This window comes from Pseudomonas marginalis (assembly GCF_008692035.1).
Lineage (GTDB): Bacteria > Pseudomonadota > Gammaproteobacteria > Pseudomonadales > Pseudomonadaceae > Aquipseudomonas > Aquipseudomonas marginalis.
Genome location: NZ_VTFG01000002.1, coordinates 26,275 through 42,508 on the forward strand (window position 1 = coordinate 26,275; position 16,234 = coordinate 42,508).

The 16,234-nt window shown below is 61.0% G+C and carries 14 protein-coding genes; 11 read left to right on the forward strand and 3 right to left on the reverse strand.

Annotated elements, in window-relative coordinates; translation table 11 throughout:
* Positions 1-63: 63 nt before the first annotated feature.
* Positions 64-573 carry an Lrp/AsnC family transcriptional regulator gene (locus FX984_RS20005; RefSeq protein ID WP_146477465.1) on the forward strand — a complete coding sequence of 170 codons (510 nt, stop codon included), beginning with the start codon at positions 64-66 and terminating at the stop codon, positions 571-573.
* 7 nt (positions 574-580) lie between these two features.
* Here the strand turns inward: FX984_RS20005 and FX984_RS20010 are convergent, their stop codons facing one another.
* Positions 581-1,561 carry an AraC family transcriptional regulator gene (locus FX984_RS20010; RefSeq protein ID WP_186511897.1) on the reverse strand — a complete coding sequence of 327 codons (981 nt, stop codon included), beginning with the start codon at positions 1,559-1,561 and terminating at the stop codon, positions 581-583.
* 188 nt (positions 1,562-1,749) lie between these two features.
* Here FX984_RS20010 and FX984_RS20015 point away from each other — a divergent pair, with 188 nt between their 5' ends.
* A complete protein-coding gene (locus FX984_RS20015; RefSeq protein ID WP_043293236.1) occupies positions 1,750-2,928 on the forward strand; it encodes an aldo/keto reductase in 1,179 nt (392 codons plus the stop codon).
* 178 nt (positions 2,929-3,106) lie between these two features.
* Entirely contained in the window at positions 3,107-3,817 is a 711-nt protein-coding gene (locus FX984_RS20020) for a hypothetical protein (protein WP_186511896.1), read from the forward strand.
* Positions 3,818-3,923: 106 nt separating this feature from the next.
* Here the strand turns inward: FX984_RS20020 and FX984_RS20025 are convergent, their stop codons facing one another.
* Entirely contained in the window at positions 3,924-4,334 is a 411-nt protein-coding gene (locus FX984_RS20025; protein ID WP_074845758.1) for a winged helix-turn-helix transcriptional regulator, read from the reverse strand.
* 88 nt (positions 4,335-4,422) lie between these two features.
* On the opposite strand from FX984_RS20025, the gene FX984_RS20030 reads away from it, so the two are divergent.
* Positions 4,423-5,271 carry an SDR family oxidoreductase gene (locus FX984_RS20030; RefSeq protein ID WP_098479892.1) on the forward strand — a complete coding sequence of 283 codons (849 nt, stop codon included), beginning with the start codon at positions 4,423-4,425 and terminating at the stop codon, positions 5,269-5,271.
* A gap of 165 nt (positions 5,272-5,436) precedes the next feature.
* On the opposite strand, the gene FX984_RS20035 is transcribed toward FX984_RS20030, so the two are convergent.
* On the reverse strand, positions 5,437-7,635 hold the full coding sequence (locus tag FX984_RS20035; protein WP_146477463.1) for a TonB-dependent receptor: 2,199 nt from the start codon (positions 7,633-7,635) through the stop codon (positions 5,437-5,439).
* Between the two features lie 175 nt (positions 7,636-7,810).
* Between FX984_RS20035 and FX984_RS20040 the strand changes: the two genes are divergently transcribed.
* The 7 genes from FX984_RS20040 to FX984_RS20070 all read left to right on the forward strand — a co-directional run bounded on the left by FX984_RS20040 (position 7,811) and on the right by FX984_RS20070 (position 16,207).
* Positions 7,811-9,040, forward strand: a complete 1,230-nt coding sequence (locus FX984_RS20040) for an MFS transporter (protein ID WP_146477460.1) — start codon at positions 7,811-7,813, stop codon at positions 9,038-9,040.
* A gap of 117 nt (positions 9,041-9,157) precedes the next feature.
* Entirely contained in the window at positions 9,158-9,673 is a 516-nt protein-coding gene (locus FX984_RS20045; RefSeq protein WP_027603406.1) for a sigma-70 family RNA polymerase sigma factor, read from the forward strand.
* Positions 9,674-10,651, forward strand: a complete 978-nt coding sequence (locus tag FX984_RS20050) for a FecR domain-containing protein (protein WP_092359193.1) — start codon at positions 9,674-9,676, stop codon at positions 10,649-10,651.
* A 100-nt stretch (positions 10,652-10,751) separates the two neighbouring features.
* Entirely contained in the window at positions 10,752-13,166 is a 2,415-nt protein-coding gene (locus tag FX984_RS20055; RefSeq protein ID WP_146477458.1) for a TonB-dependent receptor, read from the forward strand.
* Between the two features lie 64 nt (positions 13,167-13,230).
* On the forward strand, positions 13,231-14,385 hold the full coding sequence (locus tag FX984_RS20060; RefSeq protein WP_092359198.1) for an ABC transporter substrate-binding protein: 1,155 nt from the start codon (positions 13,231-13,233) through the stop codon (positions 14,383-14,385).
* Positions 14,382-15,428, forward strand: a complete 1,047-nt coding sequence (locus FX984_RS20065; RefSeq protein ID WP_092359200.1) for a FecCD family ABC transporter permease — start codon at positions 14,382-14,384, stop codon at positions 15,426-15,428. The genes FX984_RS20060 and FX984_RS20065 overlap by 4 nt, the downstream gene beginning before the upstream one ends.
* The gene (locus FX984_RS20070) at positions 15,422-16,207 is read left to right on the forward strand and encodes an ABC transporter ATP-binding protein (protein WP_098479897.1); all 786 of its coding nucleotides are present in this window, start codon (positions 15,422-15,424) and stop codon (positions 16,205-16,207) included. Before FX984_RS20065 ends, FX984_RS20070 begins: the two co-directional genes overlap by 7 nt.
* Positions 16,208-16,234: the final 27 nt, after the last annotated feature.

The window sequence follows — 16,234 nt, forward strand, 5'->3', positions numbered from 1 at the left end:
ACTTAAAGAACTATAATTTCTCACTATAAATATCGAACATACTTTAATTGCGAATAAACAGTCATGAACGCAACAAACACTCGCAAGAAGCCAAGCATATCAGCCCCGGTGCCGCAGCCGCTGGATCGAACCGACCGCGCCATTCTCAAGGCCCTGCAACGAGATGCCTCCATCTCCAATGTGGCGCTGGCAGAGAAGGTGAAATTGAGTGCACCGGCGTGCCTCAGGCGCGTCGAGCGGCTCAAGCAGGTCGGCCTGATCAAAGGCATAGTCGCGCTGCTCGACAATGTCGCGCTGGATGCGGGGATGGTGGTGTTGATCGGCGTGGTGCTGGACCGCTCCACACCGGAATCCTTCGCCGCATTCGAGGCAGCCGCACAAAAAGTGTCCGGCTGCATGGAGTGCCATGTGGTGACGGGGGAGTTCGACTACTTCATGTTGATACGAACCAAGGACAGCAACAGTTTCAACCGGCTCCACGCGGAACAGTTGCTTTACCTGCCTGGGGTTCGCCAGATTCGATCGTTCATGGGCTTGCGTCAGGTCTTGTCGACCACCCACATTCCCCTTTGAAGCGTCGCTAGTCGAGCAGTCCGCCCTGCTCCCGTACGTGCTTGATGTCTCTCGAAGGCGGGGCTCCGAAACGCCGGGCATATTCACGGCTGAATTGAGCGACACTTTCATAGCCGACGCGCAACGCGGCGGTGTTCACGTCAACACGATCGGTCAACATCAGGCTGCGTGCGGCTTGCAGCCGTAACGCCTTTTGATACTGAACGGGGCTGGTGCCTGTCAGCTTGCGAAAACTGTGATGCAGCGTAGAGCTGGCCATTCCTGATCGTTCGGCGAGATCGGCCACGTGCAGCGGTTTGTCGTAGTGATGTTTCAGCCATTCAATGGCTCTCACGATGCCCTTGTCTCGGTAACCGTCGCGGGTGACGCTGCGCAACCACTGTCCTGCACCACTTAACAACAGCCGAACGCATATTTCCCGCTTGATCAGATCCGACATCAAGCCTGCTTCAAGCGGCCGTTCGATCAGCGTAGCGAGTCGAGCGAATGCATCGAGCATCTCACTCGACGCCGCACCCGATACGAAGCCCCGCGCTTCTGTAGCTATTTCCTGCGCGGGGGGGTCCAAGGTCTGGATCACCTCGTTGAGCATGGAAAGGTTGAGCTTCAACACCACGGATAAATAGGGGGTTGCCTCGCTGGCGGCGGTAACGCGGGCCAATGTGGGGATGTCGACCGACGTGACGAAGAACGCCCCCGGCCCGAACTCACAGGCCTCCTCGCCGAACGTGATCTCCTTCGCCCCCTGCAGAATGATGGCCACGCAAGGCTCATAAATGCAGTAAGTGGGCGTACCCAGCTCAGCCATTCGATAAAAGGCCAGGCCTGGAATCGATGTTTTGCAGACCTCGTTCAAACCAATCTGCCGGGTGACTTTTTCGATCAGCCGTCCCAGTGCCTGGAGACGCTCGTTGGGCTGTATGGGATCGCGCAACGTCAGAGAATGCAGGTGGCCGGAACCGAACTGCGAGAAGGAACCGCTCGTCATCACATGCGCCCCTGTTTACGGAATGTTCGAGTCTGCTGAGAGTGCGTGACCAACACAAGCGCATCGGCAGGATTGTGCAAAAAATATGGCGTATTAGGGTCACCCGGCCACCCCTCGTTGTTCTAACTTCCAGTACGAATACCGGCTTCGATGATCCCGTGAAACCTCGGTCGCGAAAGGAACGTTGGATGGACAGACGAGATTTTCTTACTTACTCGGCAGTGGGCACTGTTGCAGCCGCTTTGCTGCCAGCCTCGAGTGTCGCCAGTTCGACAGCCCCAGCGCCCTCTTTACTGACAGAGCGCGGGAGCGTGATGCGTACGGAAGGCCGGCCAGTGCGCACAGGCCTGCCCCTCAATTCACCCTCGCCTACCCTGCGATACATGACGCCTCAACGCTTTGGCATGGGCGGGACACAGATTGGCAATATCTTTGCGCCGCTCAGCGACGAGCAGGCGGGCCTGGTTCTACAGGCCGCCTGGGACGCGGGTGTAAGGCTTTACGACACGTCGCCGTTCTACGGGTTTGGTTTGAGTGAATATCGGGTAGGCCGCTTTCTGCACGGCAAAAATCCAAACGACTATGTGGTCTCCACCAAGGTAGGACGGGTTTTGACTGCCGCGGGTGGCCCGCGCGCGGACCATGCCATCTGGAAGTCACCCGCGCCCTTCAACTACCGGTATGACTACACCGCAGCAGGCGCACGGCGTTCCGTGGAAGACAGCCTGCAGCGGCTGGGGCTGCCGCGTATCGATATCGTCTTTATCCATGACATCTCGCCCGATAACAGCGAACTGGAAGGCGGTTGGGAAGCGGCGTATCGCATTGCGCGCACAGGGGCGATGGTTGAGCTTGAAAAGATGCGTGATGAAGGCCTCATCAAGGCATGGGGCTTCGGCGTCAATACGCCGAATGCTGTGGTTCAGGCAATGGCCGGTGATGACCCGACTCCCGACATCGTGTTGCTTGCCTGCCAGTATTCCCTGCTCGAGCACGGCGATGCGTTGCGCAACACCTTTCCGGCGTTGAGCAGGAAGGGCACCAGCGTTGTGGTTGGAACACCACTGAACGATGGATTCCTGGGAGGACGCAGCCGATACAACTTCAGTTTGGACCTGCCTGCCGGAGCGGTGGAAAAGCGCGCGCGAATCATGGCGGTTGCCAAACGACATGGCATCGATATTCATACTGCCGCCCTGCAGTTCGCGGCAGCACATCCGCAAGTGTCAGCGATCATTCCGGGTGCCCGCACGCCGGGGCAGATCGTTTCCAATGTGCAGGCGATGAAGGTCGGCATCCCGGCAGCCTTTTGGGAGGAGCTCAAGAGCCGGAACCTGATCGATGCCCAAGCACCGGTCCCTTCCTGAGCAGGGTCTACGCCCGTGCAACCTGCTGATGTGGCGCTAGCGTCGCTGGCCTCATTTAACCCGAAACCTATCTTCCTGGTTGCAGCAACGCTGCAGATAGCAGCCGCTTGATCCGCCTGTTCCAGTAAACAAACTGCGCACGCGTCCAACTAAAAACACTCGTCCAAGGCCGCAATAAATGAAGATACGCACGTCTTTCATGATTTTAGGCGGCCTGCTTGCGCTGTCCGGCAGTGGCTACTTACTCGCCGACACACTCGCACTGAGCGTTCCATTGCCGGCTCCACTCCCACAGCTAAAGGTGCTGACACTCCTTATAGGTATACACCTGCTCGGCATGTGCTTCGGTCTCGGTGGGGCGACGATGCTGGACCTCTGGATCTTGCGTTGGATGCGCCGGGGCAGCCTCCCGGTTGAAATCGGACGCACCTTCCACTTCATCAGCGACGCGGTCACTATTGGACTCTGCCTCCTGTGGCTTTCAGGCCTTGGTTTCCTTGCCCTTTACGCGATGGAGTCGCCGGAAAAGTTTGAAAACCCCAAACTCTGGGCGAAAGTCATTGTGGTGATCGTCCTGACCTTCAACGGAATAATCATCCACGCGCTTGTGCTGCCAGAAGCCCTACGCGACCTGAGTCGCCCCCTGCTCTTTGGCGTGTCCCGCAAAAGAGCGGCCTTGTTTCTCGCCTCCGGTGCAGTTTCGGGGGTGTCTTGGTACACGGCTTTTGCCTTCGGCATTTTTCGTGAGTTAAACAACAGTGTCACCTTCACCCTGCTGGTCATCATGTGGCTTACGCTGATAGTCGCCGCCTCTCTCGCCGCAATGCTGCTCTGGTTAAACTCTGCCGCGGGAACCAGAAAACCTCCGTCGCTCAGTCATCCGACGTGAAGATAAAGACCCGCTTGGGCATTGCGTGTAACTGCAACGCTTGCCAATCATGGCAAAGCGGCCGGGTCGTCCTCACGCATAGCCTTACCTGTAGCTCGCAAGCCCGTTATGAAATCTGGCGAGAGCGTTGTTCCTCCAGAATCTTTGGCAGATTGCCTTCGATCCAGTCAACCAGGCCTTCGACATGGCGGGCTACTTCAGTTCCCATAGGGGTGAGGCTGTACTCAACGTGGGGTGGCACGACCGGATAGGATTTGCGCAGGACGAAACCATCGAGTTCCAAAAACTGGAGGGTCTGCGCAAGCATCTTTTCGCTGACGCCTCCAATCTTGCGACGCAGATCGCTGAAGCGATGCGTACCCGCGAGCAAGGCCACCAATACTAATACTCCCCAGCGGCTGCTGACGTGCTGGAGCACGACCCTCGAGGGACAATCCGGGTCGAATAATTCACCGCTGCGCAGTCGGTTGGCCACTGTTGCGGGACGGGTTGCTCCAGAGGGCTCCGAATCCGGCATGCTTACTTACCTTTAGGTACGTACTTACGAAAAGTTAGTTAAGGCCCTACTCTGCCTGCTCTATCACTTTTTGTAAAAGGAACCCCTCATGATCGCCGTCACCGGAGCCACCGGCCAACTTGGCCGCCTCGTTGTCCAGCAACTCAAGCAAAAAGTACCCGCGTCCAACCTGGTCGCGCTGGTGCGCAGCCCTGACAAGGCGAGTGATCTAGGCGTGGAGGCACGTGTTGCCGACTATGACAATCCGCAAACCCTGGTCGCGGCGCTCAGCGGAGTCGACACGCTTCTACTCATTTCCTCAAGCGAAATAGGTAAGCGACTCTCACAGCATCGAAATGTCATCAACGCAGCAAAGCAGGCTGGTGTGGGTCGCGTCGTTTATACCAGTGTACTGCACGCGGATACCTCTTCATTGAGCCTCGCCGAGGAGCATCGGCAAACGGAAGCCGAGCTCACAGCATCGGGGTTGGCATTCACGATATTGCGTCATGGTTGGTATACCGAGAACTACACCGGCTTTATCGCTGGCGCGTTATCGGCCGGTGAATTTATCGGCAGCGCAGGTGATGGAAAGATTGCCGCGGCGACACGGGAAGATTTCGCCCAGGCCGCTGCCGTCGTGCTCACCCGCGACGATCAAGAGGGGAAGGTCTACGAGTTGGCGGGTGACAGCGCCTGGACGTTATCGGAACTCGCAGCCGAGGTTTCTCGGCAAACGGGCAGGAACATTCCCTACAAGAACTTGCCTGAAACTGACTACGCCTCTGCGTTAATCAATTTCGGCCTCCCGGAGCCACTCGCACAGGCCCTGGCTGGCTACGATGTCAACGCATCCCAAGGCGCACTTTTCGATGATAGCCATCAGCTTTCGACGCTGATCGGCAGGGCCACGACTTCACTTTCAGCAGCAGTGGCAATCGCACTCAAAGGGCAATGATCGCAGGACACCGTGGCGCCGCCGAGCAGCCACGCCAACAAAGAGCGCAAGGGCTGTAAACCCCTGTGTACCTTTGAGCAATGGCGAATTCGGGTCATTGACGATCGGGTGGCCAGCCAGGCTTAAGGTTATTGCTGGTGCATGATTGCTCCATACCGGCGCCCGTCAAAAATCGACGGTCGCCGATAGTTGCAAGGTACGCGGATACCCCGGGGAAAACGCACCATAGGAGGCCACGCCGGACCAGTACTCACGGTCGAACACGTTCTGTACCGTGGCGCGGAATGTCGTCGGCCGCCCTTCTATCTTGGTGGCGTAACGCGCACCGGCGTCAATGCGGGTCCAGGCGTCGAGTTCCTGGGTGTTGGTCTGGTTGACGTATTGGCTGTCGGTGTAGATCGCACCACCCGTGAGGGTGAAACCTTCCAGCCAGGGGGTGTCGTATTCCGCCCACAGGTTGGCCTGGATATCGGGCACGCCGACCGGCTTGTTGCCCTGGTTAGCGGCAGTCGCCGACTGGGTCAGCTCGCCATCGAGGAAGGTCACGCCCCCCATCAAACGGGTGCCGGTGGCCACTTCGCCGAACACGCTGAGTTCCAGGCCACGGTTGCGCTGTTCGGCCTGCACCGAATACACGCCATTGGCGCCCAGTTCGCCGGCAGGTTTTTCGATCTGGAACAGCGCCAGTGTGGTCATGAAGGTGCCGTGTTCATACTTCACCCCCAGTTCGTGCTGCTTGGACTCATACGGCGCAAAGGTTTCCCCGGCATTGCTCGCCGTGCCCGGTGCCGCATCGCCTTTGCTCAGCCCTTCGACGTAGTTGTAGTAGAGGGAGACGTCCTCCCAGGGCTTGACCACCACACCCAGCAACGGCGTGGTGGCGTTGGCGCTGTAACGCGAGCTGACGGTGCCGGCGGCATTGTAGTTACGCGACTCGATAAACTGCCGGCGTACGCCCAGGCTCAGTTGGAGACGGTCATCCAGCATCCCCAAGGTGTCGGTCAACGCCACGCCGGACAGCTCCGACTCGGAGATTCGCAGCACCTTGGGCGTGTTGATGTATTGCTTGGGCGTGTCCACCGGGTGGTAGATATTGGAGAGGATCGTGGTGCCGTTGTTGATGCCCCGCGACAGCTCATCCTGGTAACGGGTCGCCATCAGCGTGGTGGTATGGGTTACCGGCCCGGTGGCGAAGAGCCCGCGCATCCCCACATCGGCGGTAGAACGGTCGACGTTGAATTTGTAATAGCCCGGGACGTTGCTGGTGTCGCCCGCGTCATTGAGGATGCGCGGCACCTGGTCGGACATGCGTTTCACATCCGACCTGCCGCCCCCTGCATGGGCGAAAACGGTGAGGTTGTCGCTCAGATCATATTCACCGCCGAGCAATGCGGACTGTTCCTTGGTATCCGACCAACCCCACTTTTGCGGCAGGCTGGTGCGGCCATTGGGGGCGGATGGCACGTCAACGCCCGGCGCGATGGTGAACGGGCGTGAGGCACCGTCGAAGCTTTCTTTCTGGCTGATGTAGTCCAGGTTCAGGCGCAGCCGCTCGCCACGATAATCCAGGGCAATCGCACCGATCCCTACGTCGCGATGCTGGTCGTTCACCGCCGTATCACCGCCCTGCAAGCTGCCGTTAAAGCGCACGCCGAACTGGTTTTCCTCACCAAAACGCCGACTGATATCCAGGTGCCCGCCCGTCTGGGAGTCCGACGCGTAGCTGCCGGTGAACCGGGTCAGGTCTTCCTCCAGCGGCCGTTTGGGAACGATGTTGATGACCCCACCCACACCACTGTTGGGCGAGATGCCATACATCAAGGCACCCGGCCCCTTGAGCACTTCGACACGCTCGGCGTACTCGGTAAAGACCCGGTAATTGGGGGCCACGCCATACACACCGTCGTAGGCCAGCTCACCCAGGTTGCCTTCGCCGATGGCAAAACCGCGAATGAAAAACGAATCGACGATACCGCCGGTCTGGCCGGTCGAGCGCACCGACGGGTCGCGTTCCAGGGCATCGGCAACGGTGACGGTTTGCAGGTCGGCGAGGGTTTTGGCGGTGTAGCTGGTGACGCTGAACGGCGTGTCCATCACGTCTTTGTTGCCCATCATGCCCAGCCGCGCGCCGCGCGCCACCTGTCCACCGGGGAGGACTTCGGGCAACGCCGTCGGGCCGTTGTAGCGGCCGTCGATCGTGGTGGTGTCGAGGGTCAGGCTGGGCGTGCTGTCATCCGTGGCGGCAGGCGTTGGTGTCTCAGCCCAGGCAGTGGCGCCCGCTGCGACCATGACGAAATTCAACAGGGCGGTTCGAATGGCGAGGGTTAACGCGCGTTCACCGCAGGGCCGACTGGCAACAGGCATGACGAGAGGATCCTTTCAACGAGGGAAAATGGGAATTACTCCTAATGCCAGTCGACGTGCGAAAAGGTATCACCCCCCCGTATGATTTTTTTTGCACGGTGCGCAGGGTTGTGCTGGACGCCGCGTTCCTCACACACTGGCATGAAATGGCCCTGTGGCTGACCAAGGAGTACGCATGTCCCAAGCAGGTGCCATCCCGGGTTCCCATGTAAGAATCCTCATTTATCTTCTGTTCGCGATCCAGTTGGTCTCCATGGGTGCGATGGAAATGAGCGGGCCGTTCTGGCCCGTGCACCTGCGCGGGCTGGCCTCTTCGGAGTCGGTATTCAGCTTCGCCAGCATCGCCGTGTACGTCGGGCCGATGCTGGGCATCATGCTGACCAGTGCATTCTGGGGCCGTATCGGCGATCGCTACGGCCACAAACTGATGATGATCCGCGCACTCGCGGGGTTGTCCCTGACCCAGCTCGGACTGGCGTTTTTCAGTGACATCTGGGTCATCCTGATCCTGCGTTTTCTACAGGGCGCCTTTGCCGGCTATATAGCCCCGGCGCAGGCTTACGGGGTCAGTATCGAAGCGCCGTCGCGACGGGCGCGGTTATTCGCGATCCTGCAGATATCGACCAATGTCGGCTCACTGCTGGGTGCGGTCGCAGGCGGCCTGATCCTCGATTACGCGACGTTTTTCTGGATCAACATCGTCGCCTCGGTGCTCTGTGCACTCTGTACCGTCATCGCCGCCGTGACGTTGCCGGATGTACCTCCCGTACCGAAAAAACCGGCGGTGGCCACCCGCGCGCCGGCCGCAGGCACCGAAAGCATATGGCGCGGCTCTCCCCTGCTGTCGCTGCTGTGCGTCATGGGGATCCTGCTGCTGGCGCGCATGCTGCCGCAGACATCCTTCTCGCTGTACGTGAGCTCGACCTTCGAGGTCAGCCACTCAATCGTGGGCCTGTGCTACGGGTTGCTGGCGCTGGGCTTTATTCTGTCGGCAACGGCATGGTCGCGCTACTTCGAGCATCGTTCCCAGGCAGAAACCCTGCAACGCATCACGTATATCGTCATGGCCTGCATCGCCCTGACTGCCGTGGCGGGCGTAACGCGCAGCCCCGGGGTATTTATCCTCGCCTACTTCATTTGGGGAGTCCTGCTGGGGGCGACCACCCCCGTGCTGATGGCGCTGGTCTCGAAAACCGCCGACAGCTCGCGACAAGGCTACGTACTGGGTATTGCCCAAAGTACCGCGCAGTTCGCCTCGATTGCCGGCATCTCCATCGGTGGCTTGTTGAGCCAGGTCTACGGCCTGCCATACACCTATCTTTTCGTATGCCTGGCCTATGCCGTGGCGCTGGTTCCCATGGTGGCGTTGCGGTACTGGTGGGCGTCCGCGCCGTCCAATCGCTGATTAGCGCCTTGATACGCCTGTCACACGCCTGATCACCGGACATGATCGCGCTTGCGCTCACGTCGGTTTGTCAACTAGCATTGGGAATACTTCTCAATTACAAACAAATCTGCCGCCATGAGCGAAACCTCTTCCGCGAATCACCTCAATCACCTGCGCGCCATCGAGGCCCTGTACAGCGGGCATCACGGCTGGCTGTATGCCACGCTGAAGAGAAAACTGGGTAACGCCATGGATGCGGCGGATCTGGCGCAGGACACCTTCACCCGGATCCTCGCCTCACAGGTCACGGTGATTGACCAGCCACGGGCGTACCTGAGCTGCGTGGCCAAGGGCATCCTGGTCAACTGGTACCAGCGCAAGGCACTGGAACGCGCCTACCTGGATGCGCTGGCGAACGTGCCCACCCACGAAGCACCGTCGCCCGAGGCGCACTTCATGGTGCTGGAAACCCTGCACGAAATCGACGCCATGCTCGATACTCTGGCGCCCCTGGTCAAGCGCGCCTTCCTGTTGTCGCAGATCAACGGCCTCAAGTACGACGACATCGCCGAGCAACTGGGTGTATCGCTGATCACCGTCAAGCGCTACATGAAACAGGCCTTCGTACAGTGCCTGATGCTGGTGGAGTGAATGCTCGGTCTGCGCAGGGAACCGCCGCTGGACCCGCAGGTACTCGAAGAAGCCGCCGAGTGGCTGATGCGCTTGAGCGAACGCGAACTGAGCGAGCACGAGCGCGCCGAATGGGAGCGTTGGAAGGTCAGCAGCCCGGAGCGGGATCGCGCCTGGTCGCGGGCGCAATTGCTGCAGAGCAAGTTCGGCGGCCTGCCGCCCGCCCTGGCGATGTCGGCGCTCGACCGGCCAGACAGTCCTGAACGTCGTGCGGCACTGGGCAAGCTGGCGATCCTGCTGGCGCTGGCGCCCGCGGGTTGGGGGAGCTGGAAGCTGGCGCAATCGCAGCAATGGTCAGCGGACTATCGCACCGACGTTGGCCAGCGCCGCGAACTGACCCTGGCCGATGGCTCGCGCATCACCCTGAACACCGCTACCGCCATCGACGTCGTATTCGACGACCGCCAACGGCTTATTCACCTGCGCGAAGGCGAAATCCTGGTGCAGACCGCCGTGGACACCGCCCCCCTGCCCCGGCCGTTCCTGATCAGCACCCGCCAGGGAAGCATGCAGGCGCTGGGCACACGGTTTACCGTCCGTGAAGTCAGCCCTCGCACCCATCTTGCGGTCATCGACGGCGCGGTGAGGGTGATATTGGCCGATAACCGCCAGACCCCGCCGCTGATCGTCAACGCCGGACAGCGCACCGACTTCTCCTCACAGACCTTTGGTGACCTGGCGCCGACCGATCGCTACATCGGTTCATGGACCCAAGGCATGTTGATGGCCGACAAGATGCGCCTGGCGGATTTCGTCGCGGAACTGACGCGCTACCGCCGGGGTTTCCTGCGCTGTGATCCGGCCATCGCTGACCTGCGCATTTCCGGGGCCTTTCCGATCAGTGATACCGATCGCACCTTGAGCATGCTGGTGCACACTTATCCCGTGCTGGCGAACAGTCATTTGCGCGGTTACTGGGTCACCCTGTCGCCCGCCTGATCCCACGCAAAAATAAACGGCGGCCGGGGTGATACTTTTTTCGATCTCGACTGGCAAAGACAGGAACAGCCTTTTCCTCTCGTCCATGGATCATCCTTTCATGCTCGTAGCACGGCCCCTGCGTCCGGCTCGTCCGCTCAAACCGATGGTGCACGGCGTCGTGCTCAGCCTGCTGCTGGCCGGTGCCATATGCCCGGTGGCATTGGCGGAGGCACCGGCCCAATTGGATTCGGTCGCTGTGCAGGCCTACCACATCGCCCCCGGCCCGCTCGGCGCGACGCTCTCGAGCTTTGCCGTGGACGCCGGTATTGCCCTGTCGTTCCAGCCGTCGATCACGGAGGGCCTGATCAGCCCCGAACTGAACGGCACCTACTCCACGCAGGAAGCCGTCACGCGTTTGCTCGAAGGCAGCGGCCTGGAGATGGTATTGCGCAGCGATGGCAGCTACACCCTGGTACTGCGCCGGCTGACGCTGTCGGCGACCACGGTGGAGGCGGCGCAAAAACACACCGATAGCCTGCCGCCGGTGTACCCGGGCGGCCAGGTAGCCGAGGGCGGGCGTCTCGGTCTGCTGGGCAATACGGATGTGATGGACGCGCCGTTCAGCATCAGCACCTATACCGCATCATTGATCAAAGACCAGCAGGCGACCACCGTGGGCGACGTGCTGGAGCGCGACTCTTCGGTCCGCTCCACCGGCCAGACGGGGGGGATCGTCGACTCATTCTTTATCCGCGGCTTTCCGGTGGGGGAAGGCAACCTCGGGGAACTGGCGTTCGACGGTGTGTACGGCGTGGCCTCCAATTACCGGGTATTCACCGACTACGCCGAACGCATCGAAGTGGTCAAAGGCCCTGGCGCCCTCCTCTACGGCATGTCCCCCAACAGCGCCGTCGGTGGCGTGATCAACGTGGTCCCCAAGCGCGCCCTGGACGAGGACCTGACCCGCGTCACGGCCACCTATGCCCAGGACCGACAACTGGGCACCCATATCGACCTGAGTCGGCGGTTTGGCGAGGACCGGCGATTCGGCATGCGCGTCAACGGCCGCGTGCAGCAGGGTGACACTGTCATCGACAAGCAATCGCGGGATGTCGGGGTCAGTGCCATCGCCCTGGATTACCAGGGCGATCGCCTGCGCACCAGCCTGGACCTGATCAACCAGCAAGAGCAATTCGACGCGGCGTCACGGCCCTTCCTGATCGCGCCCGGCGTGCCGATTCCCCACGCCGCCAACGGGCGTACCAACGTCAGCCAGGCGTGGGGCTGGTCCAAGACCCGCGACAAGTCGGCATTGCTGGGTGGCGAGTATGACGTGAGCGACGCACTGACCCTGTTTGCCCATGCCGGCGGTGGGAAGTCGAACGTGGCACGCCTTTCCGACCAGACCCCGACCATCATCAACACCGCCGGCGACACCTCGTCGATCCCCGGCTATTACAAATTTAAAGTACGGCGCTACACGGTCGACAGCGGTGCCCGACTGCGTTTCGACACCGGGCCGATCAGCCACAGCACCACGCTGCAGGTCACGCGCTATCGCGATGAGTTGTCGCGCGGCATTATTTCCGGCCCGCCGATCCTGTCGAACATTTACCACCCTGTCTCACGACCCGAGGCCGACATTGCCACGCCGGCCACGCCGAAAGTCTCGGCGACCGAATTGTCCGGCGTGGCGGTTGCCGACACCTTGTCGATGCTCGAGCAGCGCCTGCAGGTGACGGCCGGCCTGCGCAAACAGACCATCCGCTCCAACAACTACGACGCGGCGGGTACGGTGACCACGGCTTACGACGACGGCAGGACCACGCCGCTGTTCGGCGCAGTTGTCCGGCCCTGGGAGCATGTGTCGTTCTACTACAACTACCTGGAAGGCTTGAGCAAAGGCGATATTGCTCCCGCCACGGCCTCGAACGCGGGCCAGATCTTTGCCCCCTACGTCTCACGCCAGCATGAGGTCGGGGTCAAGCTCGACTACGGCACGGTCATGTCCACACTCGCGCTGTTCCAGATCACCAAACCCAGTGGCGAGCTGTCAGGCACCACCTTTGCGGTACAAGGCGAACAGCGCAACCGGGGCCTGGAGCTGAACGTATCCGGCGAAGCCGGCCAAGGCACACGCCTGCTCGGCGGGGTGACGCTGCTGGATGCGCAACTGACCAAAAGCGCGGTTGCGGCCAACCGGGGCAATACCCCGGTGGGGGTGCCGAAGGTGCAAGCCAACCTCTGGGCCGAGTGGGACGTGCCCTGGGTCGAGGGGCTGACGCTAACCAGCGGGGCGTTGTACACCGGCAGCCAATATGTGAACCAGGCCAACACCCAGCAGTTGGCCCCCTGGACCCGCTTCGACATGGGCGTGCGCTACAGCACGCGCATCGCCCAGCGGCCGACGACCTTCCGCGCCACGGTACAGAACGTGTTCGACCGCGAGTATTGGTCGGGGGTCGCTTCCTATGGTGCGTTCTCTCAAGGCTCGCCACGCACCCTTCTACTGTCGACCACGGTCGATTTCTGAAACCTTCGGCCCGGCGCGACTAGCTGCACCGCCACCCGGCCCGACCACTGCAAAGGCTTTAACCATGGTTACCATTGTTCGACGCAGCCACGCCTTCGCCGGGCTGCTGCTTGCGGGTTTGCTGGGATGGGCGCTGCCGTCAACGGCCGCCGAGCCGCAGGCACCACGCAGCACCGTCACCGATTTGCTCGGGCGCCAGGTCAAGGTGCACCTGCCGGTCCGGCGCGTGATTCTGGGGGAAGGCCGCCAGTTGTACCTGGTTGCCGCGCTGGATACGCAAAACCCCATCGAGCGAATCGTCGGCTGGCGCAAGGACCTGATCCAGTCCGACCCGGACACCTATGGCGCTTACCTGCGTAAATTTCCCGCCATCGCCAAAATCCCCACCTTTGGCGGCTTTGAAGACGGCACCTTCGATATCGAGCAGGCCATCTCCCAGCGCCCGGACGTGATCATCCTCAATATCGAGGCCCAGCACGCGACCGAGGACGCCCGCTATATCGAGAAGCTCGATGCCCTGGGGATTCCAGTGGTGTACGTCGACTTTCGCAACCACCCGATGCAGAACACCGAACCGACCATGCGCCTGTTCGGCCAGTTGTTCGGCAAAGAGGCGCGTGCCGAAGCGTTTATCGACTTTCGCAACCAGCAGATCCGCCGCGTCACCGACGTGATCAACGCGCAACACCCTTCGCGCCCCAACGTGTTCATCGAGCGTATCGGTGGCTACACCGACGATTGCTGCCTGAGTTTCGGCAATGAAAACTTCGGTCTGTTCGTCGATATGGCGGGGGGCAATAACATCGCCAGAGGCGTTATTCCCACCACCTTTGGCCAGCTGAATCCCGAGCAGGTGATCGTCGCCAACCCGGAACAGGTGGTGGTCACCAGTGCCAACTGGGAAGCCTTTGCCCCCGGTGGCCACTGGGTCGGTGTGGGTCCCGGTGCCGACATGGCCCAAGCCCGGCGCAAACTGGCCTGGTATACCCAGCGCCCGGCCTATGCCGGGATCAAGGCCCAGGATGACCAGGCGTTCCATGCTATCTGGCACCAGTTCTACAACAGCCCTTATCAGTTCGTGGCCATCCAGCAGTTGGCCAAGTGGTTTCATCCGACACTGTTTACCGACCTGGACCCTGAAGCCTCGTTTCGCCAATTGCACGAGCGATTCCTGCCGGTGCCCTATGAGCCGGGTTACTTCGTGAGCCTCAAGCCATGAGTGCCGTGATCCAACGCGATACCTACCGGGCCCTGGTGCTGCGCAAACGCCTGATCCTCGGAGGCCTGGCCCTACTGTTGCTGTGCAGTGTGCTGCTTGACCTGGCCCTGGGGCCGGCGCGCTACAGCTTCCATGAAGTGCTCGGTGCACTGTTTGCGCCAGACAGTGCGCCGGCACAGGTTCGCGTGGTGATGTGGGACATCCGCCTGCCGATCGCCCTGATGGCGGTTGCCGTGGGTGCGGCGTTGTCACTGGCCGGCGCGCAGATGCAGACCATCCTCAATAACCCGCTGGCCAGCCCCTTCACCCTGGGCATTTCCGCCGCCGCCAGTTTTGGTGCAGCCATGGGGCTGGCGTTTGGTGTGGCGCTGTTTCCGTTGGCGGCGCAGTACATGGTGCCGGTCAACGCGTTCATCATGGCCATGCTGTCGGCGTTGCTGATTCACTTCCTGAGCATGCGTCGCGGGGTCACCGCGGAAACCATCGTGCTGCTGGGCATCGCCCTGGTCTTCACGTTTAACGCGTTATTGGCCCTGGTGCAGTTTTTCGCCACCGAGCAAGCCGTAGCAGCCGTGGTGTTCTGGACCATGGGCAGCCTGACCAAAGCCACCTGGCCCAAACTCGGGGTGATCTGCCTGGTGATCGCGATCACCCTGCCGATCTTTGCCAAGCGCGCCTGGGCCCTGACCGCACTGCGACTGGGTGACGACAAGGCCGCCAGCTTCGGGATCAATGTACGCAGCCTGCGCTTTCAGACGCTGATCATGGTCAGCCTGCTCGCCTCGTTCCCCGTGGCCTTTGTAGGCACCATCGGCTTTATCGGGCTGGTCGGCCCGCATATTGCGCGGATGTTGATCGGCGAGGACCAACGCTTCTTCCTGCCGGCCTCGCTGCTGACCGGCGCACTGATTCTGTCCGCCAGTTCAGTGGTGAGCAAAACCCTGATCCCTGGTGCCATCTTCCCGATCGGGGTGGTCACTTCGCTGATCGGCGTGCCGTTCTTCATATCACTGATCCTCAGCGGGAAGAAAAACACATGGTGAAGATTCAGCTGCAAGACCTGGGTGCCCGCTATGGCCAGCGCACGATCATCCGTGGCGTTACCACCGCCGCGTTCACCGGCGGCCAGGTGGTCGCGGTGGTGGGGCCCAATGCGGCGGGCAAGTCGACCCTGTTCAAACGCATGGCCGGGCTGATCGACGGGCCTGGACAGGTGATCCTGCAGGACTCGAAAAAGGGCCGGCAGGGCATCTGCTACATGCCCCAGGGCTTGAATGCCAGTGCGCGGTTGACGGTCTACGAATCGGTACTCCTGGCCCGCAAGCAACTGTCGCCGCAATGGACCGTCCACGATGACGAGTTGAACCTGGTGGAGGAAATGCTCGAGGCCCTTGGCATCAGCGACTTGTCATTTCGCAACCTCGGCGAACTCAGCGGCGGCCAGCAGCAACTGGTGTCCATCGCCCAGACCTTGGTGCGCGAACCGGAAATCCTGCTGATGGACGAACCCACCAGCGCCCTCGACATGCATCGCCAGGTGCAAGTGTTGAACTTCATGGGCGCACTGGCCCGCCAACAGCAGGTCATCGTGTTTATTGCCCTGCATGACCTGAACCAGGCGTTGCGCTTTGCCGACCAGGTATTGGTGATTGCCGACGGCACCGCCCAGGGCAGCGGCGCGAGTCATGAGGTGATCACCGAACGCATGCTGCGCGAGGTGTACCAGGTTGAGGCGCGGATCGAGCAGTGCAGTCGGGGACAACGGCATATTTTGATCGACGGCATAAACTTGACCGCGTACCCAAGGCGAACCACAGCTTGATGCGAGAAACCGATATATGCACCTTCA